This window comes from Mycobacteroides sp. H001 (assembly GCF_001440005.1).
GTDB lineage: Bacteria > Actinomycetota > Actinomycetes > Mycobacteriales > Mycobacteriaceae > Mycobacterium > Mycobacterium gwanakae.
Genome location: NZ_LJYH01000024.1, coordinates 1 through 25,565, shown reverse-complemented (window position 1 = coordinate 25,565; position 25,565 = coordinate 1). Strand labels below are relative to the sequence as shown.

Below are 25,565 nucleotides of genomic sequence, written 5' to 3'. Positions count from 1 at the left end.
CCGATGACAACCCATCCCCCGCAGCTAGCCGGCAGGCGCCGCTCCCCGACCGCGTCGTCCCAGTCAAGGTGTCTCGATTCTTGTCTCACACGCGCGTCTCACATATTCCCTGCCGCTAATCGACGCGCCTGCGGGCTCGGGACGTCCCGTCAAGCTGCGGATTCTCACTTTCATGTCCAATTGGACATCAGGTGGACATTTGGAATGAGAATTGGACATCAAACTTGAGAAGCCACAGCAGGTGTGGCTTCTCAAGTTTCATGTCCACTCGCGATCCCCCTGAACTGCAGCAACAGCGGCGATCTCACGGGATGCCCATACCGCGAATTCTCACTTTCATGTCCACTGCTTCGGAGACGCTGATTGGCTACTCGCCAGCAGTGGCGCGCCTACCGAGGCCCAACGCCGCCGTTTAGTCACGTGACGCCGCACCGCACTGCGCCGCACCTGGTATCGAATAGCTAGGCGCTGCAGCCGATCACGACGCATTTGGCGGAGTCGGGCAGATTCCAGTCCACGCGTCGGTTCCGCTTCGGGGTAGGAATCACCAGAGGTCGCCCGGGTGCCAATCGCAGGTGGGCGTCAAATTCCGACCGATCGATTGATTGTGCAATCTCTTGTATAGCAGCATGATTCGGTCATCGGCATTGTCCGTTGCGACGGATCTCCCTGCGCGGTCTATCGCGGCCGTGGCGCCTGTCCACAACGTCCAGTCGTCAGCCGGCGCTGCTTTGCAGTTGGTCGTGGTTTCGTCGTAACGTCTGCGCGGCATCAGATGGCGTCAACCGCCAGGTGAGTGCGAGTTGGTTGACCAGCGATGCCAGATCGGCGGGTTGCGCCGGGCGACCCGCTGTCTTGGCATACGGCCCGTCGGTTTCTAGGAGGATCCGCTCGGCAGGAACGCGCGCGATGAAGGATCCGAATCGTTTGGATCGGACCATGGCGGGGTTGACGGAGAAGTACAGGCCGGCGGCGAGGGCGTCATCGACGAGCTTGAGCGGCCCGGTGTACCAGTGCATCACGGCGGGCAGCCGCGCTTGCGACAGCAGGTTGACGACGTCGGCTTCTGCGCCGCGACTGTGCACGGTAAGGGGGTGGCGCCCGGGCTGGGCTTCGGTCAGCACGGTGTCGAAGACTCGGAGCTGGTGCTTCTTGGTCGCGATTCCGTGTCGGGAGAAGTCGAGCCCGACCTCTCCAATCCAGCGGGTTTGGGGCATGCAGCGGAAGAACCTGGCGATGTCGGCGGGTCGGAAGGACGCGGCGCGCAAAGGATGCAAGCCCAGGGCCACCTCGATGGTCGGTCGCCGTCCCAACCGAGTCTTCAAGCGGCGGAACTCCTCCGGGCTTTCCGTGACGGCCACTAAGGACACGTTGGCCGCAGCCGCGGCGTCCATGACCGCGACCGGGTCGTCGTAGGCACCGAGGTGGCAGTGACTGTCCAGCAGTGGTCCGAGGTCGGTCATTGCAACCTTTGGATCAGTTCGGCGGTCGCCCCCGTGGCGCCCTGCAACCAGCTACGCAGCTCTTCCAGCCCGGAACGCCATACGCCGAGGAAGGCGCGCTGTTCGCCGTCGGGGATGGGTCCGTTGCGTAGGACGTCGCGGTCGGGGCGGTCAGCGAAGACGCCGTTCACCACGGCGCGGAGGTCACTGGCCCGGCGGGTCGGCCGGGACAGCAGATCGCTGCCGTCGAGTGCGTCCCAGGCGTAGCCGTCGGCGCTGTCCCAGCCCACGTGGGCCATCGAGGCGCGGCGGATGAGACACGGGAAGCAGTACCCGCAGTTGCCTTGTTCGCGTTGGACGTAGCGCGCGGCCTCGGGGTGCGAGCAGGACACGCTCAGCGGCGAGAGTCGGCGCAACAGGTCGGGGTTGAGGGTGTCGGCGAGCATCTGCCCCTTGGGTGTGAGGCGGTAGGGGTTGAGGACGGGATTGTTCACCCCGCATTGGGCCGCTGCCTCGGTGAATATCCTGATGAAGTGTGGATGCGTGGTGCGGGTGCTGTAACTCCCAGAACGTGCCCGGGTGAGCGGGACGTTGATGCCGATGAAGCCGTTCTCGGGGATGTACACCGGGATGCTCGGACCCACCGACGCCGCCAGGGCCAGGGCTGTGGTCAAGAACAGCAACGACCGTGCGCGGGTGGTGTTCTCCCGCCGGGCCGGCAGTGGCCGCGCCTGGGCCGTGTTGGGTGGCGCTGGTCGAAGGAACAGTCGTTTGGACACCAGCCGGTCGTGCCCGTAGTGCTCGAACAGTTGGGTGAGGAGGGCTTCTTGGGCGGTGGACGCTTGGCCTCCTTCGTGGTGTGAGAGCAGGCACAACCGCATCGCCGGGTCGCCTTCGAGGAGGTCGACGACACCGCACAAGGAATCCAGGCCTCCGGAGAACAGGCACACCGCGTCGACCTCGCCGACCGCGGTGACTGCGGCCGGCACCTTGGGCACCGCGGCGAGCGGGTCGTGGTCGTCGGTGCGGGCGGTGACCGCCCAGCGGTCCCCTGTCAGGAAGCTCAGCACTGATGACCAGTCGGCGTCGGCCCACCGACCGGCGTCCTGGACGGGCAGGTCGAGGTCGAGTTCCCTGGTCCACCGGTCGGCGGTCAGGCGCCGCAGCGACACCTTGTCGGCGCAGTAGGCGGCCGCGCCCAGTAGTGCCAGATCCATGGCCTCACGCGGGGGGCGCCACCCTTCGAAGAACCGGGCGCCGGCCTTGCCGACCTGGACTGTGGACACCGAACTGCCCGGCCTCCAGTCCAAGAGCTGAACTTCCGGTGACTCGGTGTTGTCCTGGTCTAGGGCGATGCGCATCCGGTAGGAGCTCATGAGTCGTCTCCGTCATCGAGGGCGCTGATCGCCTGGTAGGCACTGCTGATGGCATCGTCGGCGATCCCGCGGCCCTGTTCGCCTCGCCAGTCGACGGCGAAGGGATCCTCGGGCAGGTGGATGGCGACCAAGTTGGCGATGATCTGGCGCATCTCCTGATCGGCCTTGCGCATCGCGACCGGGTCAGAGAGCCGGGACAGTCGCTCGGCGACGACGGGGACGCGGTTGTAGACGTAGAGAGCCAAGAAGCTCTGCAGCAGCGCCAGTAGATCGGTCTCGTCGATGCTGATGTCGGCGAGCTCATCCCATTGATCGGCGTCACCGAACACCTCGTCCAGGACGTCGCATGCCGCGTCGCGTGCCGCCTGGGCGTCCAGGTCGTCGCCGTCTCCGGCGATGAATCCGATCAGTTCGTCGAGCACCGTGAAGCGGTCGCGCCCGATCAGGTCGGCCAGGCCGATGGTCGACAGCGCCTCGGCCAAGCCGGCGGCACCGATGCCCGACAGCAGTGCACCGAGGTTTTGGATGCCCGTGGCCCCGGCTCGGGCCGAGGTCGCGGCTCCGCCCGCACCGCCGAGTAACGGCACGTGGCGGCCTAGGACGCGGCGAGCGTGTGCCTCGGAGTTGGGGCCGTCGAGGTGGCGGACGTAGGAGGCGGCGGCGTATTTCAGGGGCGTCCACGCTCCCCCGCTGCCCGCCGACCTGTCAGCCGAGGTTCCCACCTCGGGCCCCCTTTCTCTGCTGCGTCGCACGTGCTTCAAGCGCTGATTGCACGACGCCCTTTAGGCCGGCGCTGCCCGCGCTTTGCCATCGCTCGAGGACCCGTTGAATCTTCGGATTCTCTGCCGGAAGGCGGCGGACGACCAAGGCGCCCGCCCCCACCGGGATACTCGCGGGCGCCACCCGCAGCAGGACGTCACCGAGCGCGTCGACGACGTCGGCGTTCAATTCGGCCAGCTCGATGGCGGCGGTCAACGCGATGCCCGAGGGGTTTCGCGCCGCCCGGTCGAGCAGAGCTTCGAAGAACTGGGCGCGCTCGGAGGGATCCAGGTCGGCCACGCCGGGATAGTGACTACGCCGGGCTCTGTCCACTTCGGATTGCACGTTGGTCAGCAGGATTTGCAGTCGAGGGGCGAGCCGCGACGCTGACACTCCGAAGGACAGCTTGTCCCGCGAATAGGTGAAGTACGGCCGCAGGTCGACCGTCTTCAACGGCGGATCGAGCCGCAGCCATTCTCCGATGTGGGGCTTGTCGGCCCAGGCTCGCACATCGTCGTCCACCTCGGCGGCACCTGGCTCGGCTGCGGTGACGGTGGGTGCTTCGAGGCGCTTACCTGGAGCGCGCCTGGGTGCTCGAGGAGGGTCGGATTCCTCGACGCTGGCCTCCGGTGTTGATTCGGTTGGCGTGCGGGCGTAGATCTCCGCGGCGATCAACTCAGGTGAGGGCCCGTCGGCGAGGATCTGCCAGTCGAACAGTTTCTGGAAGTCGGAATTGTGTTGATCCTCGAGCACCATCAGTTTCGCGAGTTCGGGCAGTTTGAGGTCGACTTTGCGTCGGGCGGCGCTGCGGTGTTTGAGGAGCAGGTTGTTCATGAAGCGCTTGAGTTGGCGAGGGTTGCCCCGCAGGGAGGTGCCCAGCACCGGCATGATGTTGGCCGCCCACCCGAGGTCGGCTGCCATCGCCGGCGGGATGTCTTTCAGGACCTCGCCGGCGATTCCGGCGTTGAACGCGACGGCGAGCCCTTTGACGCGACGGTTCTCGTCGGTCGCGGTGACGACGTCGTCGAAGCGTTCGTCGTCCAGATGCAGCTCGGCGATCAGCAGGTTGGCGTAGGTCTCGGCTTCCGGCGCCGACAGCGGTGGGATGGCGACCTTGAGTTGCAGCATCTTCTCCAAGTAGTCACGCCCCAGCCCGGCGCCGTCTTCGCGCCTGAGGTCGGGGTAGCGCGCGTCGATCGCCGATTCCACCACCGCTTGGTTGAGGGCCAGTACGTACGCCGTCTTCGGGGTGTTGAGGAACAGCCGTATCGCCTCAAGGGTGTCGACCACGGTCTCGGGCAAGCAGCGGTCGAGGTCGTCGACGAAGACGACGACCGCGTCGACGGACGTTTGGCCCTCGATCAGGGCGGCGAAGTGTGCGCGGAACTGCGTGACGTCGGTGATGGGTCCGGTGTCGGCCGGCGCCGTCGTCTCCGGTTCGGCGAGGCTGTCCTTGACCGGCGCGGCGATCGCCTTGGCGGTCTCGCCGACGAACTTGAGGGTGTCCGGGTCGGTATCGGGGGCCAGTACCTGCATCGCATACGGCGCTGCCGCGGGGGCGACGATGGCTCCCATCCGTCCGGCACGGCGGGCCAATCGTTTGATCGTGCCGACGAAGGCGCGCAGGCGTCCCACCTCGTCGGCGGTGGCCGGGAACCGGCGCTCGAAGGCGTCCAGGACGGTGTTCATCAACGCGACCTTGACGTCGTCGAGGTCCTCGTACTGCCACGGACTGAACGGGACGCACAAGTACGGCGAAGCCTCCTCGTCCTCGTCTTCATCCTCACCGTCATCGTCATCGGCGCTGTGTTCCCCGGCGTCGGCCCGACGCTCGGCCGCCAATTCGGCCGCGGCGATGAGCATCAAGCTGCTCTTGCCCGACCCCCAATCCCCCAGCACCCCGATCGTCACCGGCAACAACCGCGGCTCGGTCAAGGCGACGACGAGGCCGTCGACCAGATAGTCGAAACCCAACAAGTCGAACTCGGTCTCGTTGTCCGCCCACATGTGTTCTCCCCCTGCGTGTTAGGTAGTCCCGCGCACTCTCGCACCGTCGGCGAGCGGACGCACACAACCTCTGCCGCCAGCCTCCGTGGTCCGGCGGTCAGCTGTCGGGCGGACGCACCTTGCCGAACCGTACCCGGAAGGGCAGCAAATTCTTGCCGTGGACATGCGCCATTCGTTCACCGATACGTCTCCATCGTGACCATCCCGTCCGGTGCACACACCTACGACTCGCAGAAGGCCCATGCCGCCAGTAACAGGGCTCCGACGACACGGCCTGGCGATGGCCGCGGCCCGTGAGGTGAGCGCTTGAACCCGGCGACCGAACACCTCCAATGTACCGAGGAGTACACCAGGGGGAATGGTTTCCAGCGAAGAGAAATTATCCTGGGACTTGGCGTTGCACCTCGGTCTGAGTGATGCAGCCGAACTGAGAATTGGACATCAAACTTGAGAAGTCACAGCACCGCTCGCTGTGGCTTCTCAAGTTTCCTGTCCACTCGCGATCCTCTGAGCTGTGACGACGCCACCGTTCTCACACAATATCCACACCAGAAATTCTCACTTTCACGTCCACTCGCCCGGGGGGCCCGACATGACGCGGGGCCGCGATCTGCCTACCGGATCGAAGCCCGCCCACCGATTTTCGTCACGTGACGTGCGACGCTGGACCGTCCCAGCGAACACGTATACTGGCTCAGCCGCAACGGGTTTCGGGAATGCGCGGAACCAAACAGCTGCCATCCGCCCTAGCTTCGCGCTCCGCAGCCGCGGCGCCCAGCAACGGCCCCGCGCACAGGCCCATGAGCGCATCATCGCCCCGATTGGAGGGTTCATCAGGGCGCGTCGCCGGCCGCGGAGTCGTCGTTCTCCGCCAGGTGCGCCAGGATCCGCTCGTTGAGGGTGGCGAGCATGTCCAGCTCAGCAGGGGTCAGCAAATCGATGAAGTTCCGCCGGACATCCGCCACGTGCCCAGGCGCCGCCTTCTCCACAGTGGCGCGGCCCACCGGGAGCAGACAGACCATGGAGCTACGGGCATCGGCGGGATTGGGCTCGCGGCTGATCAGCCCGTCCTTCTCCATACGCCGCAACTGGTGGGACAGACGGCTCTTCTCCCACCCCAACGCGTTGCGCAGCTCCTGGGACGGCATGCGGTCCCCGTCATGCTCGGAGAGCAACGCCAACACCTCGTAGTCGGCACCGGACAGGCCCGACTCCTGCAGACCCCGGTCCAGGTGCACACCGACCTGATGCCGCGCGTCGACGAAGGCCCGCCAGGCACGAAGTTCAGAAGGGCTCAGCCAGTTCGGTTCCATCGGTCTCCACGCCTCCACTCGATTGGTTGACTACTCATCCAAACCGACATATGGTGGACGAGTCAACCAAATTGATCGTACGTCACGACGGGAAATGTCATGAGCAACGTCAGCATCATTGGCGTGGGGAACATGGCCAGCGCTCTCGCCGGCCGGGCGCTTGACGGGCGGCAACACCGTCGAGATCATCGGCCGCGACCCGGCCAAAGCCCACGCACTGGCCGCCGCACGTGACGGCGCCAGCGTCGGCACGTCCCCGACCGGGGACCTCGTCATCGTGGCCGTCCGCTACGCCAGCGCGGTGATGGTGGTCAGCGAGTACGGGGACGCGCTAACCGGCAAGGTCATCGTCGACATCACCAACCCCATCACCCCCGATTTGGCGGGCTTCCTCACCCCCGAGGGCAGTTCCGGCGCACAGGAAATCGCCAAGGCCGCCCCCACCGGCACGCACGTCGTCAAGGCGTTCAACACCCTGCCCTGCGATGTGCTGGCAGCCGGGCCAGTCCACGGTCGCCCCGTAGACGTATTCATCGCCGGCGACGACCCGCAGGCGAAGGCACGCGTGTCGGAGTTCATCGAGAGCCTGGGAATGCACCCCATGGACGCCGGGGCGCTGCCGATGGCCCGGGCACTGGAGCACCTCACCCTGCTGCAGCTGGGCCTCATCACCCATTCGGTCAACAACACCAACCTCTTCCTCGGCGCCAGCATTCTCCGCTGAACGCCCCAACCTGAAAAGGACCGTCACATGCGCGTTTTCATCACTGGCGGAACCGGCCACGCCGGTTCACACATCATCCCCGAGCTGATCGCCGCCGGGTACGACGTCACCGGCCTGGCCCGATCGGACGCCTCCGCAGACGCCCTGTCCGCGCTCGGCGCGACGGTGCGCCGCGGCGACCTCGACCACCTCGACGGGCTCAAAGAAGCAGCCGCTGACTCCGACGGCGTCATCCACGTCGCACACCGACAAGACCTGCTCCCGACTGGAGGGATGGACGCCGTCGCCGCCGCGGAACTGAAGATCGTGCGCGCCTACGGCGAAGCCCTCGCAGAAACCGGGAAGCCGCTGGTCGCCGCTGGCAGCATCGGCTCGGCCGGCAGCCTGGGCCGCCCGGCCACCGAGGAGGACCCCGCCCTACCCAGCCGGCCCGAGGACACCGGCACCCTGCGGGCCCGCAACGTCGTCGAGCGCGCCGTCATCGACCTCGCCGAGCAGGGAGTGCGCTCGTCGATCGTGCGGCTTCCGCCCATCGCGCACGACACGACCGATAACGCCGGCTTCCTGCCGGGGCTGATCGCGCTCGCCCAGGAAAAGGGCTTCGCCGGCTACCCCGGAGACGGCGAAAACCTCTGGGGTGCCGTGCACATCCGCGACGTCGCCTCACTGTTCCGCCTGGCGCTGGAGAAGGGTCCCGCCGGCAGATATTGGCACGCAAGTGAGGGCGCGGACACCCCGCTGCGCGAGATCGCCGAGGCCATCAGCGCCCGCCTAGGCCTTCCCGCGGTGAGCATCCCCATCGACGCACTGATGCTGCCGGGCTACTTCGGCATGTTCACCAATCTGGTCACGCTGAATCTCCCGGCGAGCAGCACCATCACGCGCCGAACCCTCGGCTGGGAGCCCACGGCGCCCCCACTGCTCGCCGACCTCGACAACGGCCACTACTTCCCGACCAGCTGACCGCCAAGAGCCGTCGACCACATTCCACCCACCCCGAGGAGTGACCTATGACCACATTCGCCCCACACCGCGACACCATGGAGTCCTTCGTCGACTGCATCAACAACGGCGCCGACAAAGACACCCTCACCCGACTGCTCGCCGAGGACGTGCGACTCGACGGCCCCTTCAGCGATGAGCCAGTCGTCGGACGTCAGACCGCCGTGGACACCATCAAGTCCGTCAACGAACTGTCCTCGGACGACACCTATCTGGAAGTCCTCGGCGGCGACACCCACCACGCCGCGCACTTCCGGCTGCACGTCGGAGACGCCGCGGTCAACGGAATCTTCATGGTCCTGCTCGACACCGACGGCCTCATCGCCGAGGTGTCCATCTTCTACCGCACGGTCCCGGCCGGTGTTGCGTTGCAGCGCAACCTTTCCGAGGTCATCGGTATGCCGCCCTGGGAACTGCGCACCAACGAGGCGTAACGACCAACTGACGCGCCCTGCTTCACCGGGGGCTCAGCCAGGTCGACCGCTCCCCCGCAGCTCCACGCACTCCCCCACTCGTCGTGACACGTCACCAACCTGGCGGCGTGAGGTGGAGAACTCCACCTATCCGAAAACCCGTACAAGATAGGACATCTCATCTCATGAGCAGCATCAGCATCATCGGCACCGGAAACATGGCCAGCACCCTCGCCGCCCTGGCAGTGGCCGGCGGCAACACCGTCGAGGTCATCGGCCGCGATCAGCCCAAGGCCGCCGAGCTGGCAAAGACACTCGGAGGCGATACCACAGCGGGAGAGTTCGGCGCCGTCCCCGCCGGGGACATCGTCATCGTCGCCCTCGGGTACGCCAACGTCGTCCCGGTCGTCATCCAGTACGGAGACGCCCTCGCCGGCAAGGTCGTCGTCGACCTCTGCAACCCCGTCAACCCCACCGGCGACGGACTCGCCATCCCCGACGGCACCTCGATCGCCCAAGACGTCGCCGCAGCCGCCCCAGCCAGCACCAGCGTGGTCAAGGCCTTCAACACCACCTTCGGCGCCGTCCTGTCCAAGGGCCAGCCGATGGACGTCTTCATCGCCGGCGACGACCAGGGAGCCAAAGCGAGCGTGGCCGAGTTCATCGAGAGCCTCAACCTCCGCCCGCTCGACGTCGGCGGCCTGACCATGGCGCACTACCTCGAAGGTTTGGGCCTGGTCATGATCGGCCTCGCCCAACACGGGATCGGCAACTTCGACTTCGCCCTCAACGTCACCGCACCCAACTGAGCCCCCCGCTGCCGATCTGAGCGGGCTCGGCCGCGGACCGGGGCCTGTCGCCGGGGCCCTCCATTGATGACGCAAACACCTATCCCGCCGCAATGGTCGCGACCCGTGCTCCGCTGCCTGATTCAGCCAGCTAGATCGTCACCCGAATCTCGGGTCGTCAACCGCATAGAGGGAGAGCTTCGTGAAGAAGAGCAACATCAGCATCATCGGACTGGGCAACATGGCCACCGCATTGGCGCAACGCGCGCTGGCCGGCGGCAACGCAGTCGAGATCATCGGCCGCGACCCCGCCAAGGTCGAGAAATTGGCCACGTCGCTCGACGGCGCCACTGTGGGGACCTTCGGCACGGCCCCGGCCGGCGACATCGTCATCCTCGCGGTTCCGTACACCAACGCCGTGGACGTCGTGCGCCAGTACGGGGACGCCCTGGCCGGCAAGGTCATCATCGACATCTCCAATACGTTCAGCGCACCCGACGACACTGAGCTGGTCACGCCTGAGGGCAGTTCGGGCGCGCAGGAGATCACGAAGGCCGCCCCGGCGACTGCACACGTGGTGAAGGCGTTCAACACCGTCTTCGGCCACATTCTGGCCCTGGGCCGCCCGCAGGACGTGTTCTTCGCCGGCGACGACGAACTGGCGAAAACCAGCGTTGCGGCGTTCATCAAGAGCCTCGGGCTGCGCCCGCACGACGTCGGCGGCTTGGCGATGGCGCATTGGCTGGAAGGCACGGGCCTGTTGATGATGGGGCTGGCCAGCCACGGGGCCGGGTTCAAAATCGCGCTCGGCATCGACGCAGTAACCATCGGAGACGACGCGCCAAAACTGAGCGAAGACAAGATCAACGAGATTGTCCGGTCGTATCTCGAGTTGGCAGGACACAGAAGTGTTGACGGGCAAAGCAGTGCCGACCAGGTGGCGCACCTGTTTGCCGACAACGCAATCTTCGAAAGCGGCGGCAACACACATCGCGGAATCGACGCGATCCGCAGTGCCTACCACTCACTGTGGGACGGCCGAGAACAGGAAATCGAACTCGTCTCGCTGAAGGTGGCCGACGCAGGAGCAGCCCTTCACGTGCAGGTCATCCTCTCCGGCCAGCGTGTCGACGTCATCGACGTGATGTCCTTCGACCAGGACGCTAAAATCGCGTCCATGCGAACCTACTAAGACCGTCGAACACGACGCGTGCACGCAGACGGGGCGCCAATTGAAAGTACGTAATCGGCAGCGTCACATGATGGAGCAACCAGCGTTGGATGCGCACCTACGCCGCCGCAATGGTCCCGACCCGTGCGCCGATGCCTGATTCAGCCAGCCATAAAGCGATCCGAAGGAGCAAGTCATGGGAAAGCTTGACGGCAAGGTAGCGGTGATCACGGGCGGCTCCAGCGGTATGGCGCTGGCCGGCGCCAGACTCTTCGCCCACGAAGGAGCCCACGTCTTCATCTCGGGTCGACGGCAGGACGCCCTGGACAAAGCCGTCGAATTAATCGGCCCGAACGTGACTGCGGTGCAGGCCGATTCGGCGAACCTAGACGATCTGGACCGCCTGTTCGATGTGGTCAGGCACGAGAAGGGCGCCATCGACGTGTTGTGGACCAGCGCTGGCACAGCAGAGGAAGGCAAGCTCGGCGAGATCACCGAGGAACACTTCGACGCTATTTTCGGGCTCAACGCACGCGGCACACTTTTCACGGTGCAGAAAGCACTGCCACTGTTCAACCACGGCGGCTCGATATTCATGACCGGATCAATCGCATCGGTCAGAGGCTATCCGGGCTGGGGCGTCTACGCCGCGAGCAAGGCTGCGCTGCATGCCTACGCCCGCGTGTGGCTGGCAGAGTTGAAAGACAAGCGAATTCGGGTCAACGTCCTGACCCCGGGCCAGATCGTCGCAGCAGGACAAGAGCAGATGTTCGACGACGAGACGAAGGCCGCGATGGACGCACGCGAAGCGTTGATCCCACGGGGACAGAACGGCAGCCCCCAGGAAATCGCGACGGTCGCCCTATTCCTCGCCTCAAACGACTCTAGCTTCGTCAACGGGATGGAGTTGGTCGTCGACGGCGGCACCACGGCAATCTGAGTATTCACCAGATTATGCAAGGGGTCAAGCCGAGCGTAGGTGAGTACCGTTGTGGCAGTGCACGTTAGAGGACGGCGACATAAGTATCACGTCGACCACACCTCACCACCATCGCATCACACGCGCACGCCATCGCTGGCGCGAATGCGCGCTGGAAGACTTTCCCCGAGCTGCAGATTCTCATTTTCATGTCCTGTGGCTTCTCATATTTGGTGTACACTCGCAATCCTCTGAAGTGGGACAACGCCACCGTTATCACGCAATGTCCACACCAAAGATTATCGGTTTCATGTCCACTCGCTCGGCGACGCAAATTGGCACGGGCCGCGATCCGCCTACCGGATCGATGCCGCCCAAGGACTTTCGCCACGTGACGTGACGTGGCTGGACTCTTCAGTGTTTAAACATGTTGAATCGCAACGGGTTCGACGCGTCGGCGGTGAACAACACCCGGCCGCTGACCGCTTCGGCGGAGTCGGCGAAGCGGCCCTGTGGACTGGTCACCACGACGGGCGCGTTGCCGAACCGCTTCTGGTGCAGGCGGGCCAGCCGGTGGAGGGTGTGCCCCTCGGGCATGCCCTAGGCGCCCGGTAGGGGTGGCGCGACGTGCGTCTGCTCGTATTCGGACATGATGTCGATGCGACGCTGGTGGCGCGGCGCGTCCGACCACGCGGTGGTCAGGAAGGCGTCGACGAAGGTGAGTGCGTCGGCGACGGTGTGCATCCGGCCGCCGATGCTCATCACCTGGGCGTTGTTGTGCTGACGCGCTAGGGACGCCGTTTCGACGCTCCACGCCAGGGCGCAGCGGATGCCGGGCACCTTGTTGGCGGCCATCTGCTCGCCGTTGCCGGAGCCGCCGATGACGATGCCGAGGCTCTCCGGGTCGGCGAGGATCCGCTCCGCCGCCGCGATGCAGAAGGCGGGGTAGTCGTCCTCGGCGTCGTAGGCGAGGGCACCGCAGTCGACGGGCTCGTGGCCGCTCGACTCGAGGTGCTCGACGATGGCCTGCTTAAGTTCGTATCCGGCATGGTCAGAGCCGAGGTAGACGCGCATGGCGGACACCTTAACCGGCCCGTCCGCGCCCTGGCTTCTCGCCTACCTCACGCTCAGCCCGTCGAGCAGCACGCTCAGCAAGCGCGGTGCGCGCTCGTCCCACTCGGCGCGCTCGACGTGGGCCAGGTACCACGACAGCAGGATGACGTCGCGCGCGTCGACGTCGCCGCGAAGCACGCCCTGTCGGCGGCCTGCGTCGAGGAGCGCGGTGAGCGCTTCGGCGAGCTTGCCCATGGTCTGGGCCGAGATGTCTTGCCACACCGAGGCTTTTACTGCCCGGTGGCCCGGCACCACGGGGCTCTTAGAGGTGGTCGCCTAGCTATGCATCGACAGTGAACGCTTGCGGTTCCAATGGTGCTCGAAGCAGTGCGCCCACCCAGCCCAGCTCCCCCTGGCAACGCGAACGACTCGGCCAGCGGTTCGAGTCCACAACGTCGGCTGATCATTAACAGACGAAAAAGAGGTGCGGCTTCGCTCCGGCACCTCGTAGGACACCCCGTGTGTCGGGAGTAGAGGTCTTGTGTGACACGCGACAGTGAGCGGGATTGCGACCCATAGCATCTCGTAGCGACCGAGGAACGTAACGCGGAACTTCGCTACCGTTCGATCGTTGCGGCCGGAAGGCGCCGTGGACGTCGGACGCCTCCATGCGCGTTCTCCCAAAGCTCGCGTGAATCGGCATTCTGTGCGCCAGACTGTACTACATGGTCCAACATCTGGCTGCGCGATTCGGTTCGGCTGACCTCAGCAATGCGCTGGACAGCGGTGGCCAGCCCTATTCGCGGATGCGAACGGGGATGGGCGGCCGCGATCCTGCCGAACTACCGTGGACGGGGATTAGCAACCGAACTCATTTGCAGGGCGCTGGACAGCATTCTTGCGGAGGCATACGAGCGACCGCGAGGTGCCCGGCGGTCCGGCCCTTCGTCGCACACAACCCCGAGTACACCCTCGCCGTGAATGTGCCCAACGCAGGAAGGGATGGTGCTGGTGATGCCTGAGACCAACGCCGCAAACCAGAACCCGATGCTCGGGAATGTCCGGTTCGAAAACATCCGGTTCGACCCAGACCTCACGCCGTTTCACCAAGTGGCCAAAGACATGGCTGCGCAGTTCGGTTACTCGGCGAACCTGTCGGGAGATCGTCGCCTGCTACAGCTCCTCCGCCTGCGCGTCGCGCAGCTGAACCCTTGCTCCTATTGCCTGATTCTGCACGCCGCGGTCGCGGCCAGCATCGGGATCCCGTCCGAACAGGCTGCACACCTGGCGTCTTGGCGTGAGAGCAGCATGTTCTCGCCCGCGGAGAGAGCCGCGCTCGCGTACTGCGAAGGCCTCACCTCGTTCAGTCACGTGCAGGTCCCTGCCCTGCACGACGAGCTGCGCCTGCACTTCACCGAGCGCGACGTCGCAGAGATCGCCGCGGTCATCATCAACATGAACGTGTGGACCCGCCTCAAGCTGGCCCAGGGCGCCATTCCGGTCGCCTCAGCCATGTAGCGAATCGGTTCATTGACGTACTCGTCGGTAAACTGGAACGGTGCCGACCGGACGCCGAGTGCGGCCGTGTTGGACCAGCTCATCACTACTCCAGCAGTCGTTGTCTCCTCGCGGATTAGTTGCCTTCCCCTCCTGCCGCCAGATACTTCGAGTGGCCTCCACGGTTACCTCCGCACCAGGCCACCGCGCCGAATTCGACAGAAGGGTGCAGTCGTGGAAGTGATCAACAGCAGCTTCGGAGGACGGCGTGGTTCCAGCGACTCGCGACTGCCTCCCGGGCAGACTCTCGTCAACGACTGGCCGGTGCTCTCGACCGGACCCACGCGCAACGTCGACGAGAGCCGATGGAGCTTCTCGATCACAACGGAGGACAAGGTCGCGTACCGGTGGAATTGGAATGAGCTTCACCAGGTGGGCGTCGAAGACATCGTCACCGACATTCACTGCGTAACCCACTGGTCGAAGCTGGACATGGCCTGGCGTGGCGTATCGCTGGACCGGCTGTTCGAGGATGTCCAGACCAGCTACGACTACGTGATGGTGCGTAGCTCCGGCGGATACACCACCAACCTTCGTCTCGAAGATCTCCTCGGTGGGCAGGCCTGGATAGCCACTGGGGCGCAGGGCAAACCCCTTACGCCGGAGCACGGCGGTCCGGCCCGACTTCTCGTGCCGCATCTCTACTTCTGGAAGAGCGCGAAGTGGGTTCTCGGAATGGAGATGATGCCCTCCGACGACCCGGGATTCTGGGAACGGAACGGATACCACCTCCGCGGCGACCCATGGCACGAGCAGCGTTACTGGTGACAACCCCGAGCCGCGTGCCGGGGCACCTCGGCGGGTGATCCCGTCGCGGGTCGTCGACGTCGGTGACATTCTGGTCATAGATGACCTCCTGGCCGCATTTCGACAGGCGCACTTGAATAGCTCGACGCCGCAAGGAAACCAGCTCCTTGGCCTGGGCATTTCAGGAGCGTAAAGGTTCCGCTTTGCGGGTGCGGTGCAGGTAGGCGCTTGAGCGTCCAGCCACGACTGTTATTCGCTCATCGTGCTTTCGCGTTCTGGTCGCCAGAAGCATCACGAATCACGTGGAATCCTTCGATGGCGTGTGCGGTTCCTGTTCTGGGTCATCCGCTTCGCGATTGCCCGTAGGCGTACCTGACATACCTGACGACCGGTCCGGTCCCCGCCGCTCGAGCACCGAGTCGATGGCGAGACTGATCGCGTGCAGGTCCGCCTCGACGTGCTGAGAAATGTGGAATGCCTCAATGTCTCGCGCGCGGTCACGATCGGACTCGCGGCGCTGGGTAAGCAGAATAAGCGGTCCCTGCAAGGCCGCGACCGTCGCGAGAGCCGTTCCGAGATAGTCAAGCATGGCCGACGAGCCAGGATCAAAGAGCGGCACGATCGTGTTGATCACGAGCCACGCGACGATGGCCAGCACCAGGATCAGAAGGAAGGGCCAAGAACCGGCAACGTTGGCCAGCCGGGCAGCGGCCATATCCCCTCGTTTGGACCGCGCCTCCATAAACATGCTGAGCTGGTGCCCGCAGTTCGGACATCCGAACATCTCGCGGCTGAAGTCGCCGGAGCGCCCAGCGGTCTCGAACTCGGTCCGGTCTCGGGAAGCGCGGCCGGAACCAGCGGCGCCTCCGGCGCCGACCGCTGGTGAGGCTTCTGTCGGCTCGTCGGGGCTCATAGCGTTCATCCCTCTCGATTTCCCCGGGCGCTCTCACCGGTACTGGAATGTTCGTGCGAGATTTGCTCACAGAATTCCGCGGTCTCCTGTGTCACTGCTGTCGCGCCGCGAAGGGGAGCGCGTTCGAATCCCGTTAGTGCTCGGTGCCCCGTCTCGGTCGTGATGGTGATCGTCCACTCGTGCGCCCCGACGTCGGTCGTCAGGCCAGCCGTCAGGACCGGCCAGTCGTCCAAGAGCCTCTGCCCCGGAGGCAGCCGCAATTCGGGCACGCCGACACGTCCACCAGATCCGATGCTGATCACTGCCATGGGAAGGCTCCTTCGCATGTCATGCGAGTCTTGGGTGCGCACGTGAGACGTCGACGACCACGGGGTTGTCTGACGCTGTGCAGGCTCAACCGTAAGCATCGTCTTGGTCTCAGAATATGGCTCGATTACAGCGCGAATCCCGACCCATGACACGAGCCCCTCCAGGGGCACTGCTGTGACGGCGACGGCGCGATGGAACCGTGAGACGTCGATCTGTCCCGCCGACGATCAGGGCGAGCACACGACGATGATGACACTGGAGGCGAGCGACCGCGTTGGTGGTCGCGACGCACGCGTCGAGCCATCGAAGGCGATTTCGGCAACGAATTTTTGACCACGAAGTTTGACACCGCGGGCGACGACGCCATCCAAGAAGCGGATCGGCAAACTACATCCCGCCGCGACGCGGCCGAGAATGACTGCTAGGCCTTGATCTGGGACGCCACCTCCGCTTCGAGCAGCCAAACCGTCTTGTTCGTGCCGGCCGCACCAGCGGCGGGTACCTCGACCGCCTCGGCCCCGCCCAACGCCGCGGCACCCGCGTCGGCGTTCTCGACGCCGGAAACGACGAACCAGACCTCCCGCGAGCGGTTGACGGCGGGCAGGGTCAACGTGATTCGACGTAGCCGCCGCACCTAAAGAAACGACATGATGATCACCAGGTTTCCCGGTCTCAACAGTTTCTGCACTACCTGCGTCCCGTCCTGGACACGATCGCCGCCGATTCCGCCACCGACGAGCGCCGACGATGTCACCGAGCGTCAGCCCACCGGCCTATAGCCGAGGTCCTCGGCACACCGGGGACACAACGTCTTGGCCCAACACCGCGTACGTTGCAGCACCGCGGGTAGGCCACAGCGCTCGCAGGTGATCGCGGACACGCGTTCGGCGTCGTCGGTAATGGCATCCATGGCATCCAGCAATTCGGGGCTGGGGTCCTCACCGCTGGGTGCGCAGCAGTAACGCAGAGTGCCGAACTTCTCCTTGATCTGATGCACAACGTAATCGGCGTCGAGCTCAGCCAGTCGGACATCGGTGGAGGCGATCAGGGGGTACCAGCCCGCGTCGAGGCTGACCCAGCGACCCCAGCCGTCTGGGATGCGCCGCAGGATTGCCTCGATCGCTGCGGCATACGGACCGGCGTCCCGTGGAACGCGCAGCGCGTTGCGCCGTTTCTGCGGGTCGATGTCCAACGACATCAGCCGGGCAATGGCGCCTTCGACGTCTTCGGGCGTGGCCGTGCCGGTGCGCAGAGCACCGCCCATCGCAGCGAAGTCAGATTCGGCCGCTACCAGGAGAATTCTCTCGGCCTCCGTCAGTTCGGGGATGTCGTCGCCATCACAACTTTGGCTCATGACGGTTGCGTACCTTCGCTATTGCTCGCGCCGTGGCGGCGGCGGCGGTCGCTCACCGCGGGTGCCGCTTGCCTCGGCTGGCGGATTAATCGCCCGCGACGACGGGACTGCTGGGCAGCCCTCGGAATGCCATGGGGCGGCGACGATCTATGCAGTACAGGGGCCAGTCCAATGGTGTCTGGGCTTCTCGTCACGGGCGTACGGGGTCCTGGCCTGATCTTGGAGCATCTTGACATTGAAGGCTTCTTCATTCGTTCGCTCCTTCTGCCGCCAACCCCAACCGAGAAGGAACACACCAATCAGGACCAGCAGTTGCGTACCGACCATGTACCAGCCCGACCGAATTAATCCCAGCAGCACATTATCCTGGCTGCAAGGTATGACGCCACAGGTGTCCGTCAGCGAGGCGGAGAGGTATTTGGCCACCACCAGCCACCCGACGCTGGTGGCGACGAGCGGCTTCGATCGAGGGAGCGGCTTCGCCTATAGTGCATATCCGGCGAAGTAGGCGGCGTCGGAAGCGGTGAGCTCCGAGATCATCTTGCCTGCAAGCCACGTCGGCATCGGACCCTCCATGCTCAGCAGTGCGGGCTTCTCGCCGTTGTCGTCGAGTAGAAAGAGACGGTCCTTTGCACCGCCCGCTGATCCGTCGCTTGTCCCTTCGGGCCGCACCCTCCTTGGCCGCTTCTTCTCTCCGAATGTCCTGAAGCCGTTCATCTTCGAGGCGATCGGCAACCTTTTCGTCCGCCGGGCGTGGCCATTGCACCGACGGGATCAACATGATCGGTGCCGACATCGCCGAAGTTGACCGGTGGCGTCCCTTCTGTAGTCAGCACAATGGTGAAGATGGGAACGGTAGGGTCGGCCACTGTCGCGGCTCAGGACCGCCACGCCGCGGAAACGCCGCGGCCCGTTGGCAGCTGGCACTCCCAACGGGCCATTCTCCCCCGAAGGAGAATTGTCTTGGCGACGAGGCGAGTCTATCCGACCCTTGAGGTGTACCGGCGTATGAGACCTGGTTACTCGCTGAACTGCGACGCGCCCGTGAACGCGTCGACGTCACTGTCGGCGTCCCCGACCTCCTGCACAGGTGAGGCCGACTGGCCTTGCTTCGAGATGGCGGTCAGCACCTTGCGCCCGAATACGTTGGGTCGCATCGGCTGCCCACGCAGAGCCCGGTGATATAGGGCACCGCCCAGCTCGGCTTCAAGACGGCGGAATTGTTAGACAGAACCGCTTCTGCTGTGTTCAGCGTCTGCGCAGCCGCGGTCAGTGTGGGGTGTTGCATCGCATTGAGAACCGCTGCAGCCGTGCCCAACCCAGCGCTTCGCGCAGGGCGGGCTCAAGCAGTGCTTCTTGGGTCGCCGACGCGCGGCGTGCAGCACCTGTGTCAGCGTGGCTGGGGGCTCCCCGCGGGCGGGTCGGAATGTCGTAGTGCCGTAGCCACCGAGTCACCGTACTGGCACTGACACCGGCAAGGGCGGCGACTTCGGTGAGTGTGCGGTGTTCGGTCAGATACTGCTGGACAAGCCATTCGCGGTCGCGAGTGGTGCGCGAGTGCGCCCCGGTGGACGGGTATCCACACCGAATGTGGTCGCTATGCGGCGTCAAAGCATTCGGCGGCTTCAGCGCTGAGTCAACGGGCTTCTAAATCAAGCTCCAAAGGCAAGAAATAGACCACACGGCTCGCATGTATCGCCGAACGTAGGCATGGCACAAACCGCCTGGGAGTCGAGATGTCCGGCGGGGTGTAGGTAGCGGTTGCCTCGCAGCTTTCGCCGCTTACCAAATGCCGCGATCGGCCGATGGGCGTCAATCGATCAGGCCGAGTTCCGAAACAGCACGATGTGCCAGGGCCTCTGCAGCGACCGGTAATGGGATTCGCTCTTGTTCGATGCGCCGAGGGTTGGCGTTTGCTGCTGTGACGGCGGCATATCCCATCGCCTCGTCTGCGTTAGTCGAGACCCATGAATGGGAGTTTTTAGCACCTCGCCAGAACTCCGCTTGCTGGACTCCGCGTCGGGCCTGGCGCGGTGAGTATACGCCCAGGCCCCCCAGTTGTGTAGTCAAGAACGGCAGCCTGACTCGTTCAAGCAACCGGCGAGCGGCGGATGGGTGCGACGGGTAGTCGTATTTCTTGGACGACCGTTCCGTCCTAGGATTCGACATTTAGATGGCAGAACACAGCCGACATTTCAATGGCAATGCCACGGCCGTAGCTGGTCGACGCATCGACGAATGACGCGCAGTTTGGCAACCTACAACGAGCCGGTCCGAGGGTTGTTTGCTTAGAAACGACCTCGGCGGCGTCGCCGCCAGTGGTGAGATTCACGGTCGCGCTTGCTAACTCGGAGGGGCAGGGTTTCCTGGTACCGCGTTACGGTGCCTGTTCTGGGTCACCTATATTTGTTCCGCCCCGCCGGCGTCGTCATCGAACAGTCGGGTTATTCCTTTGCGCTCAGCTCGGTCCGCTTTGGCAGCACCCAGTCTGCGCGAGGAAAGTGGCACGTGTATCCGTCCGGGTTGCGGAGCAGATAGTCCTGATGCTCGGGCTCGGCCTCCCAGAACGTGCTCGCGTGCTCGATCGTGGTTACGGCCTTTCCGTCCCATAGTCCGGATGCATCGACATCGGCGATGGTTTCGCGGGCGATGTGGTCCTGCTCAGGCGAAAGCGGGAAGATCGCCGAGCGGTAGCTCTCGCCGATGTCGTTGCCCTGACGGTTCAGCGTTGACGGGTCGTGGATCTGAAAAAAGAACGCCAGGATGTCGCGGTATGTGGTTGCAGTGGGATCGAAGTTGACCTCGACGGCTTCCGCGTGGCCAGGGTGGTTTCGATAGGTCGGGTGGTCGTTCTGCCCGCCGGTGTAACCGACGCGTGTGTGGAGCACACCGGGCTGGCGGCGGATCAGGTCCTCCATCCCCCAGAAGCATCCGCCGGCGAGGATGGCCGTCTCGGCGCCGCCGGCGAGAGCAGTCTCGGTGCCCGCAGTTGCAGCGGTCGGTCCGGTGCCATTGCTTCCATTGGCCATAGTCAGATCCCATCCGTCGTGTCAGTGCCGAACAATGCGCGGAACTCGCCGTAGCCCTCATCATCTAGCGACGCGGTTGGCACGAAGCGCAGAGCTGCAGAGTTCATGCAGTACCTGTGCCCCCCCGCGTCCGGCGGACCGTCGGAGAAAACGTGTCCGAGATGACTATCAGCACCCGATGAGCGCACTTCGGTGCGGGGGCGGAGCAGTTTTCGGTCTACCTTGACCGTAACGGCGCCAGCCTTGATGGGGGCGGTGAAGCTCGGCCAGCCTGTACCGCTGTCGTATTTATCGGTGGACGAGAAGAGCGGCTCACCGGAGACAATGTCGACGTAGATGCCGGGTTCGTGGTGGTCCCAATAATCGTTGTGGAAGGCGGGCTCGGTTCCGTCCTCCTGCGTCACCCGGTACTGCGTAGCAGTGAGGTGGCTGAGCGACTCAGGGGTTTTGCGGTACTCAAGTGGATTCACGTGCGTCCTCCTGGGATGACGCGGCCGGGCCCGATAATCACCTTTGGGGACCGGCCGCAACCTTTGAACGATTAGATCGAATTAGATCACAGTGGGGGTTTCCTCAAACTGTACTGGATAATACAGTGTAAAGAACCGTTGTGCTGGAATATGCAGCGCTATAACAATATTCGTCGTGCCGAACACGAACGGCACGGCGAACTGCAACATGGCGGTGAAGGGCGCGATCGACGCGGGCCAGCATTTCGGACTCGTCGACGTAGTCGACGCCCAAGCTCTGAACGTTCTGCGCCTCCACGAAGCGACCGCGATGCGTGCCTTGTCCAACCCGGGATCGTCAACGCGGCGGTGATGCACTCCAATCGCAGGTTCTGCTCGTTCGTCTGCGACATGCCACTCTGAGCACAATGCCGGCGGCGCCTGCGCTGTCATTCACGTCCAAGTTGGCGCACCCAATAAGAATGATCACCGAGCCTCCGGTCGGCATCGAACTTTGGGCATTGAAACGGTCGTGACTGGCGGCCCGGAAGAGCTTCTGTACGTGCTCATTACTGCAGTCGTTCCGGCGCGCCGACCCCGATCAGGGTCAGACCGTTGCGGAGAACCTGGCCGCTCGCGTCGTTGAGCCACAGCCGAGTGCGGTGCACCGTCTCGACGGGGGCGTCGCCGAGCGGGATGACCCGGCGGTTGGCGTACCAGCGGTGGTAGAGGCCCGCGAGCTCGTCGAGGTAGCGGGCGACACGATGCGGTTCGCGCACTTCTGCGGCGAACTTGACGATGCGCGGGAACTCCTGCAGCGCGCCCAGTAGCGCCAGCTCGGTCTCGTGCCCGAGCAGTTCAGGTGCGAACTCGTGGCGCGTGACACCGGATGCCGCGGCGTTGCGTGCGACGTTGTGCGTGCGGGCGTGCGCGTACTGCACGTAAAATACAGGATTGTCGTTGGAGCGCTTGCGCAGCAACTCCGGGTCGAGAGTGAGCGGCGAGTCGGCAGGATGACGTACTAGCGAGTATCGCAGTGCGTCGGTGCCCAGCCACAGGCGCAGATCGTCCATTTCGATGATGTTGCCGGCGCGCTTAGACAGCCGCGCGCCGTTAACCGAGACGAGCTGTCCGATGATCACCTCGATGTCGTCGGGATCCCCGCCGGTGGCGGCCGCGAGCGCCTTCAGCCGTTGCACGTAGCCGTGATGGTCGGCGCCGAGCAGGCAGATCTTGTGCGTGAAGCCTCGGTCAACTTTGTTGAGGTAGTAGGCGGCATCGGCGGCGAAGTAGGTGTACTCGCCGTTCGAACGGCGGATGACACGGTCCTTATCGTCGCCGAAGTCGGTCGTGCGCACCCAGACAGCATCGCTCTCGTCGAACACGTGCCCCTCTGCGCGCAGCCGGTCGACGGCCTCGTGCACGAGGCTCTGCCGGCCGTCGGATCCCTTCATGTGCAACGCGCTTTCCGAAAACCAAACGTCGAAGGGCACGTTGAAGTGGGCAAGGGACGCCTGGATCTCGCTGAGCTGGAATTTGTACGCCAATTCGCCTGCCGCCGTGAGCTGCTCGGCTGAATCGAGATCGAGCAGGCCGGGCTTCGCCTCGAGCACGCGCCGACCGAGGTCGTCGATGTAAGTCCCCTCGTAGCCGTCCTCGGGTGTGGTCTCGCCCTTCGCCGCGGCCAGAACCGAGCGTCCGAACTGCTCCATCTGCACACCCGCGTCGTTGATGTAGAACTCGCGCGTGACCGTCGCGCCGCACGCAATCAGGAGCCGCGCGATCGAGTCGCCAAGCGCCGCCCACCGCGTGTGCCCGATGTGCAACGGACCCGTCGGGTTGGCGCTGACGAACTCGACGTTGATCGTGCGACCTCTCTGCGAGTCGTTCGATCCAAACGCAACGCCGGCCTCGACGATCGTCTTCGCCAGAGACCCAGCAGAGACGGCATCCAGACGGACATTAATGAAGCCGGGACCTGCAACCTCCACGCCCGCGATGCCCGGCATTTCGGCGAGGTGATCCGCGATCTCCACGGCGAGCTCGTGCGAGCTCACGCCGAGATTCTTGGCAAGCTTGAGCGCGGCGTTGGACGCCCAGTCGCCGTGGTCGCGGCTCTTGGGCCGCACGAGAGCGAAATCAGCTACGGACAGGTCCTGCGATACGCCCGGTCGTCGCTCCTCCGCGAGCAAGGTGACGATAGCGAGCAAAGCGGCGCTCAGAGTCTGAGTCATGCGGGTGTCCACGCGCGGAGAAACGCGAGCACTTTGGCGGCGGGCATCTCACAGGCCCGTAGGTGTTCGGCTGCGACGGTGAGGTATACGTTCGCGCTAATCAGGTCGGTGCCGCCGAGCTCTTCGGCGAAAATCGTTGTGCTTTTCCCATCAGCCCGGGTGGTGCGGGCCAATCCGTAGGTTCGCCCGTTGTAAATCGCACGCGTCCAACCCTCTGGAATTCTCTCGACGAGGGCCGACAAGCTTGCCGACCGGACGCCCATAATCGCCCGGTCGGGGGCTTGCTGAGTCACCGCTCGGTCCCGTGTGGATCGTCGATGCTCTCTCGCGCAATCGCGGTTCGGTAGGAAGCGTCGTCGCTTCGGATCTGGTGCGCGGTTTCAAGCACTCTGTCGATGTCGGATTCGGGGATGAACACGGCCCCGGACGAGTCGCAGAAAACGTACTGTCCGGGATGCACGCCGACACCTCCTATGACGACGGGGACGTTCGCTTGGAATGGCGTGACCTCGCTTCCACCCCAGGCAACGGCCTCTCCCGAGCACCAGGCCGCGTACGGTTCTTTGGCCAGTTCGTCGAAGTCACGGAGACGACCGTCGGTCAGCACCCCTGCGAGGCCAGCGTTGGTGAGTCGGGAGAGCTTTGTCCCTCCAGCAAGTGATATCTCGGTGTATCCGTTGCTGGACATGACGAGGACAGTGTGTTCAGGATCGGCGGCGGCGCCCTGCACCGCCTGATGGAACAGTCGGCCAAAGTTGAACTCTTCCGGGCCCAGTCTCTCGGCGCAGGCGGGGAAGAACGAGATCGTGATGACTCGCCCGAACAGGCGGCGTGTGGGAAGGGGGCTCACGAGCCCGCTGACGTGTGCGCGGTGTCGATGCACTCGTCCCAGCGCGTCCGTCACTTCAGCGCATGCGAGGCCCTGGGCGTAAAGTGCACGATTCGCATCGCTCTCTCGATGCAAGCGATCTCCACTACTTGTCTCCACCTGCTCTCCTCAACCCCTTGTCTCTACCTGCTTCCGATTCACCCTCGAAGGTCAACGTCTTCGTCAGCGCTAGAAGAGATGTGGAAGCCAATGACCTCAATTGATCCGTGGCCGAGACGGCCGAGGCGGAGGCCTACAATGTGAGAAACGCCAGTCACAGGTAGGTCCCCGCCTTGATCGACGAATCATCGAGCAGTGCGTTGGGCCGGCCTAGCTCCCTCGGTAACACAAACAACTCAGCCGGCGGTTCGAGTCCGACAACGTCGGCTGATAAACCACAGACTCAAAAGGGTGCGGCTTCGCTACCGCACTTATTAGCCATTGCGTGTCGGGAGAAGAGGTCTTGTGTATCACGCGATGGTGAGTGGGATTGCAGCCCAATGCGTGTCGTCGCAAACCGGAATAAATGGCTCGCGTGGTTCCGTCATCCGCGGCGTGGGTTGACCCTGGTGGGGTGTCAGCCCTCCGGTCTACGGTTGCGTGTCTCTGAGCAGAGGCGTGACGACACACCCCGTGAAAGATACCTGAAACCGGATGTCCGCCAGGGGCTCCAGTCAACATGGGCGAAGTAACCTCATGCCATGATCGTCATCAGCGTCGGTCCGCAATAGTCACCCCACACCGCCACTGCCTTGGGTCCAGTCATTAATCCCGGCGGTCGGGGCTGTACTGTTGCTGCGGCGCCTGAACCGGGGGAGTGAAGAGCCCCGTCCCGTTGGGTTTGGGGGCCTTCTCGGTTGGGGTGAGAGGCGGCGGTGTCGTCGTGGTCGTAGTCGTCGTGGGCGTGGTCGACTCTTCGGGACTGTCGCTGTCACTACTGCAACTCGCGGTGAAGCCGATCATCGCGATGACGGCACCACCGCCAACTACTGCCGCGATACGCCGGAATAGACGCTCTGATGCCATGTTCGGTCCTCTACTAGGGCGTGTCTGACAAATGTTTCGGGTGTTTCGGCTGAGACTTAGGCCATGTCACGGTTCCAGCTGCTCACCGATGCTCAATGGTCGTTGATTGAAG

General features: G+C 64.3%; 29 protein-coding genes and 3 pseudogenes. 11 read left to right on the top strand and 21 right to left on the bottom strand.

The features are described 5' to 3' along the window. Positions 1-716: 716 nt before the first annotated feature. The 5 genes from AOT83_RS06585 to AOT83_RS06565 all read right to left on the bottom strand — a co-directional run bounded on the left by AOT83_RS06585 (position 717) and on the right by AOT83_RS06565 (position 6,897). On the bottom strand, positions 717-1,463 hold the full coding sequence (locus tag AOT83_RS06585; protein WP_057964549.1) for a TatD family hydrolase: 747 nt from the start codon (positions 1,461-1,463) through the stop codon (positions 717-719). Continuing rightward, the gene (qatC, locus tag AOT83_RS06580; RefSeq protein WP_057964548.1) at positions 1,460-2,818 is read right to left on the bottom strand and encodes a Qat anti-phage system QueC-like protein QatC; all 1,359 of its coding nucleotides are present in this window, start codon (positions 2,816-2,818) and stop codon (positions 1,460-1,462) included. The genes AOT83_RS06585 and qatC overlap by 4 nt, the downstream gene beginning before the upstream one ends. Next, a complete protein-coding gene (locus AOT83_RS06575) occupies positions 2,815-3,540 on the bottom strand; it encodes a hypothetical protein (RefSeq protein ID WP_057964547.1) in 726 nt (241 codons plus the stop codon). The genes qatC and AOT83_RS06575 overlap by 4 nt, the downstream gene beginning before the upstream one ends. After that, positions 3,524-5,584, bottom strand: a complete 2,061-nt coding sequence (locus AOT83_RS06570; protein WP_057964546.1) for a P-loop NTPase fold protein — start codon at positions 5,582-5,584, stop codon at positions 3,524-3,526. The genes AOT83_RS06575 and AOT83_RS06570 overlap by 17 nt, the downstream gene beginning before the upstream one ends. A gap of 833 nt (positions 5,585-6,417) precedes the next feature. Beyond that, positions 6,418-6,897, bottom strand: coding sequence for a MarR family transcriptional regulator (locus AOT83_RS06565; RefSeq protein ID WP_057964545.1), 480 nt, complete (start codon positions 6,895-6,897; stop codon positions 6,418-6,420). Between the two features lie 160 nt (positions 6,898-7,057). Between AOT83_RS06565 and AOT83_RS06560 the strand changes: the two genes are divergently transcribed. From AOT83_RS06560 to AOT83_RS06535, 7 genes and pseudogenes are all read left to right on the top strand, one after another. Further along, positions 7,058-7,621, top strand: a complete 564-nt coding sequence (locus tag AOT83_RS06560; protein WP_234797730.1) for an NADP oxidoreductase — start codon at positions 7,058-7,060, stop codon at positions 7,619-7,621. 27 nt (positions 7,622-7,648) lie between these two features. Beyond that, on the top strand, positions 7,649-8,584 hold the full coding sequence (locus AOT83_RS06555; RefSeq protein WP_057964544.1) for an SDR family oxidoreductase: 936 nt from the start codon (positions 7,649-7,651) through the stop codon (positions 8,582-8,584). A 47-nt stretch (positions 8,585-8,631) separates the two neighbouring features. Next, positions 8,632-9,057, top strand: coding sequence for a hypothetical protein (locus tag AOT83_RS06550; RefSeq protein WP_057964543.1), 426 nt, complete (start codon positions 8,632-8,634; stop codon positions 9,055-9,057). A 164-nt stretch (positions 9,058-9,221) separates the two neighbouring features. Beyond that, positions 9,222-9,845, top strand: a complete 624-nt coding sequence (locus AOT83_RS06545; RefSeq protein WP_057964542.1) for an NAD(P)-binding domain-containing protein — start codon at positions 9,222-9,224, stop codon at positions 9,843-9,845. A 181-nt stretch (positions 9,846-10,026) separates the two neighbouring features. After that, positions 10,027-10,635 (top strand): annotated as a pseudogene (locus tag AOT83_RS28410) (NAD(P)-binding domain-containing protein); the annotation flags it as partial. Positions 10,636-10,761: 126 nt separating this feature from the next. Then, positions 10,762-11,016, top strand: coding sequence for a nuclear transport factor 2 family protein (locus tag AOT83_RS28405; protein ID WP_324610519.1), 255 nt, complete (start codon positions 10,762-10,764; stop codon positions 11,014-11,016). 175 nt (positions 11,017-11,191) lie between these two features. Then, positions 11,192-11,935 carry an SDR family oxidoreductase gene (locus tag AOT83_RS06535; protein ID WP_057964541.1) on the top strand — a complete coding sequence of 248 codons (744 nt, stop codon included), beginning with the start codon at positions 11,192-11,194 and terminating at the stop codon, positions 11,933-11,935. A 444-nt stretch (positions 11,936-12,379) separates the two neighbouring features. On the opposite strand, the pseudogene AOT83_RS06530 reads toward AOT83_RS06535, so the two are convergent. The 3 genes and pseudogenes from AOT83_RS06530 to AOT83_RS06520 all read right to left on the bottom strand — a co-directional run. Then, positions 12,380-12,511, bottom strand: a pseudogene (locus AOT83_RS06530) (Fpg/Nei family DNA glycosylase); the annotation flags it as partial. 3 nt (positions 12,512-12,514) lie between these two features. Next, positions 12,515-12,988, bottom strand: a complete 474-nt coding sequence (locus AOT83_RS06525; RefSeq protein ID WP_057964539.1) for a ribose-5-phosphate isomerase — start codon at positions 12,986-12,988, stop codon at positions 12,515-12,517. Positions 12,989-13,030: 42 nt separating this feature from the next. Continuing rightward, complete coding sequence (locus AOT83_RS06520; RefSeq protein WP_057964538.1) at positions 13,031-13,249, bottom strand: hypothetical protein; 219 nt, start codon at positions 13,247-13,249, stop codon at positions 13,031-13,033. A 732-nt stretch (positions 13,250-13,981) separates the two neighbouring features. Between AOT83_RS06520 and AOT83_RS06515 the strand changes: the two genes are divergently transcribed. Beyond that, positions 13,982-14,485 (top strand): carboxymuconolactone decarboxylase family protein, encoded by a 504-nt coding sequence (locus AOT83_RS06515; RefSeq protein ID WP_234797732.1) that lies wholly within the window; start codon positions 13,982-13,984, stop codon positions 14,483-14,485. Positions 14,486-14,698: 213 nt separating this feature from the next. Further along, on the top strand, positions 14,699-15,292 hold the full coding sequence (locus AOT83_RS06510; RefSeq protein WP_057964537.1) for a molybdopterin-dependent oxidoreductase: 594 nt from the start codon (positions 14,699-14,701) through the stop codon (positions 15,290-15,292). A gap of 277 nt (positions 15,293-15,569) precedes the next feature. Here the strand turns inward: AOT83_RS06510 and AOT83_RS06505 are convergent, their stop codons facing one another. Continuing rightward, positions 15,570-15,986, bottom strand: coding sequence for a DUF1003 domain-containing protein (locus tag AOT83_RS06505; RefSeq protein ID WP_157858397.1), 417 nt, complete (start codon positions 15,984-15,986; stop codon positions 15,570-15,572). Positions 15,987-16,028: 42 nt separating this feature from the next. On the opposite strand from AOT83_RS06505, the gene AOT83_RS28330 reads away from it, so the two are divergent. Next, entirely contained in the window at positions 16,029-16,157 is a 129-nt protein-coding gene (locus AOT83_RS28330) for a hypothetical protein (RefSeq protein ID WP_267888690.1), read from the top strand. 32 nt (positions 16,158-16,189) lie between these two features. Here the strand turns inward: AOT83_RS28330 and AOT83_RS06500 are convergent, their stop codons facing one another. The 8 genes and pseudogenes from AOT83_RS06500 to msrB all read right to left on the bottom strand — a co-directional run bounded on the left by AOT83_RS06500 (position 16,190) and on the right by msrB (position 21,346). After that, positions 16,190-16,492: a hypothetical protein gene (locus AOT83_RS06500; RefSeq protein WP_057964535.1), complete on the bottom strand. Its 303-nt coding sequence runs from the start codon at positions 16,490-16,492 to the stop codon at positions 16,190-16,192. A 422-nt stretch (positions 16,493-16,914) separates the two neighbouring features. Next, positions 16,915-17,115: pseudogene (locus tag AOT83_RS06495) on the bottom strand (6-phosphogluconolactonase); the annotation flags it as partial. Positions 17,116-17,253: 138 nt separating this feature from the next. Then, positions 17,254-17,847 carry a hypothetical protein gene (locus tag AOT83_RS06490; protein ID WP_057964533.1) on the bottom strand — a complete coding sequence of 198 codons (594 nt, stop codon included), beginning with the start codon at positions 17,845-17,847 and terminating at the stop codon, positions 17,254-17,256. Between the two features lie 483 nt (positions 17,848-18,330). Beyond that, positions 18,331-18,519 carry a hypothetical protein gene (locus tag AOT83_RS06480; protein ID WP_057964531.1) on the bottom strand — a complete coding sequence of 63 codons (189 nt, stop codon included), beginning with the start codon at positions 18,517-18,519 and terminating at the stop codon, positions 18,331-18,333. Between the two features lie 347 nt (positions 18,520-18,866). Continuing rightward, positions 18,867-19,004, bottom strand: coding sequence for a hypothetical protein (locus AOT83_RS27805; RefSeq protein ID WP_157858396.1), 138 nt, complete (start codon positions 19,002-19,004; stop codon positions 18,867-18,869). A 112-nt stretch (positions 19,005-19,116) separates the two neighbouring features. Beyond that, positions 19,117-19,458: a helix-turn-helix domain-containing protein gene (locus tag AOT83_RS06475; protein WP_057980023.1), complete on the bottom strand. Its 342-nt coding sequence runs from the start codon at positions 19,456-19,458 to the stop codon at positions 19,117-19,119. A gap of 833 nt (positions 19,459-20,291) precedes the next feature. Next, positions 20,292-20,876 (bottom strand): peptide-methionine (S)-S-oxide reductase MsrA, encoded by a 585-nt coding sequence (gene msrA / locus AOT83_RS06470; protein ID WP_057964530.1) that lies wholly within the window; start codon positions 20,874-20,876, stop codon positions 20,292-20,294. Between the two features lie 2 nt (positions 20,877-20,878). Continuing rightward, a complete protein-coding gene (gene msrB, locus AOT83_RS06465) occupies positions 20,879-21,346 on the bottom strand; it encodes a peptide-methionine (R)-S-oxide reductase MsrB (protein ID WP_057964529.1) in 468 nt (155 codons plus the stop codon). A 175-nt stretch (positions 21,347-21,521) separates the two neighbouring features. On the opposite strand from msrB, the gene AOT83_RS28120 reads away from it, so the two are divergent. After that, a complete protein-coding gene (locus AOT83_RS28120) occupies positions 21,522-21,698 on the top strand; it encodes a hypothetical protein (RefSeq protein WP_234797733.1) in 177 nt (58 codons plus the stop codon). 196 nt (positions 21,699-21,894) lie between these two features. Here AOT83_RS28120 and argS read toward each other — a convergent pair whose 3' ends face one another. From argS to AOT83_RS26690, 4 genes are all read right to left on the bottom strand, one after another. Beyond that, positions 21,895-23,559 (bottom strand): arginine--tRNA ligase, encoded by a 1,665-nt coding sequence (gene argS / locus AOT83_RS06460; RefSeq protein ID WP_057964641.1) that lies wholly within the window; start codon positions 23,557-23,559, stop codon positions 21,895-21,897. After that, positions 23,556-23,852 (bottom strand): peptide methionine sulfoxide reductase, encoded by a 297-nt coding sequence (locus AOT83_RS06455; protein ID WP_234797734.1) that lies wholly within the window; start codon positions 23,850-23,852, stop codon positions 23,556-23,558. The genes argS and AOT83_RS06455 overlap by 4 nt, the downstream gene beginning before the upstream one ends. Beyond that, on the bottom strand, positions 23,849-24,463 hold the full coding sequence (locus AOT83_RS06450; RefSeq protein WP_234797735.1) for an RraA family protein: 615 nt from the start codon (positions 24,461-24,463) through the stop codon (positions 23,849-23,851). Before AOT83_RS06450 ends, AOT83_RS06455 begins: the two co-directional genes overlap by 4 nt. A gap of 729 nt (positions 24,464-25,192) precedes the next feature. Next, positions 25,193-25,453 (bottom strand): hypothetical protein, encoded by a 261-nt coding sequence (locus AOT83_RS26690; RefSeq protein ID WP_081343823.1) that lies wholly within the window; start codon positions 25,451-25,453, stop codon positions 25,193-25,195. Between the last annotated feature and the right edge of the window lie 112 nt (positions 25,454-25,565).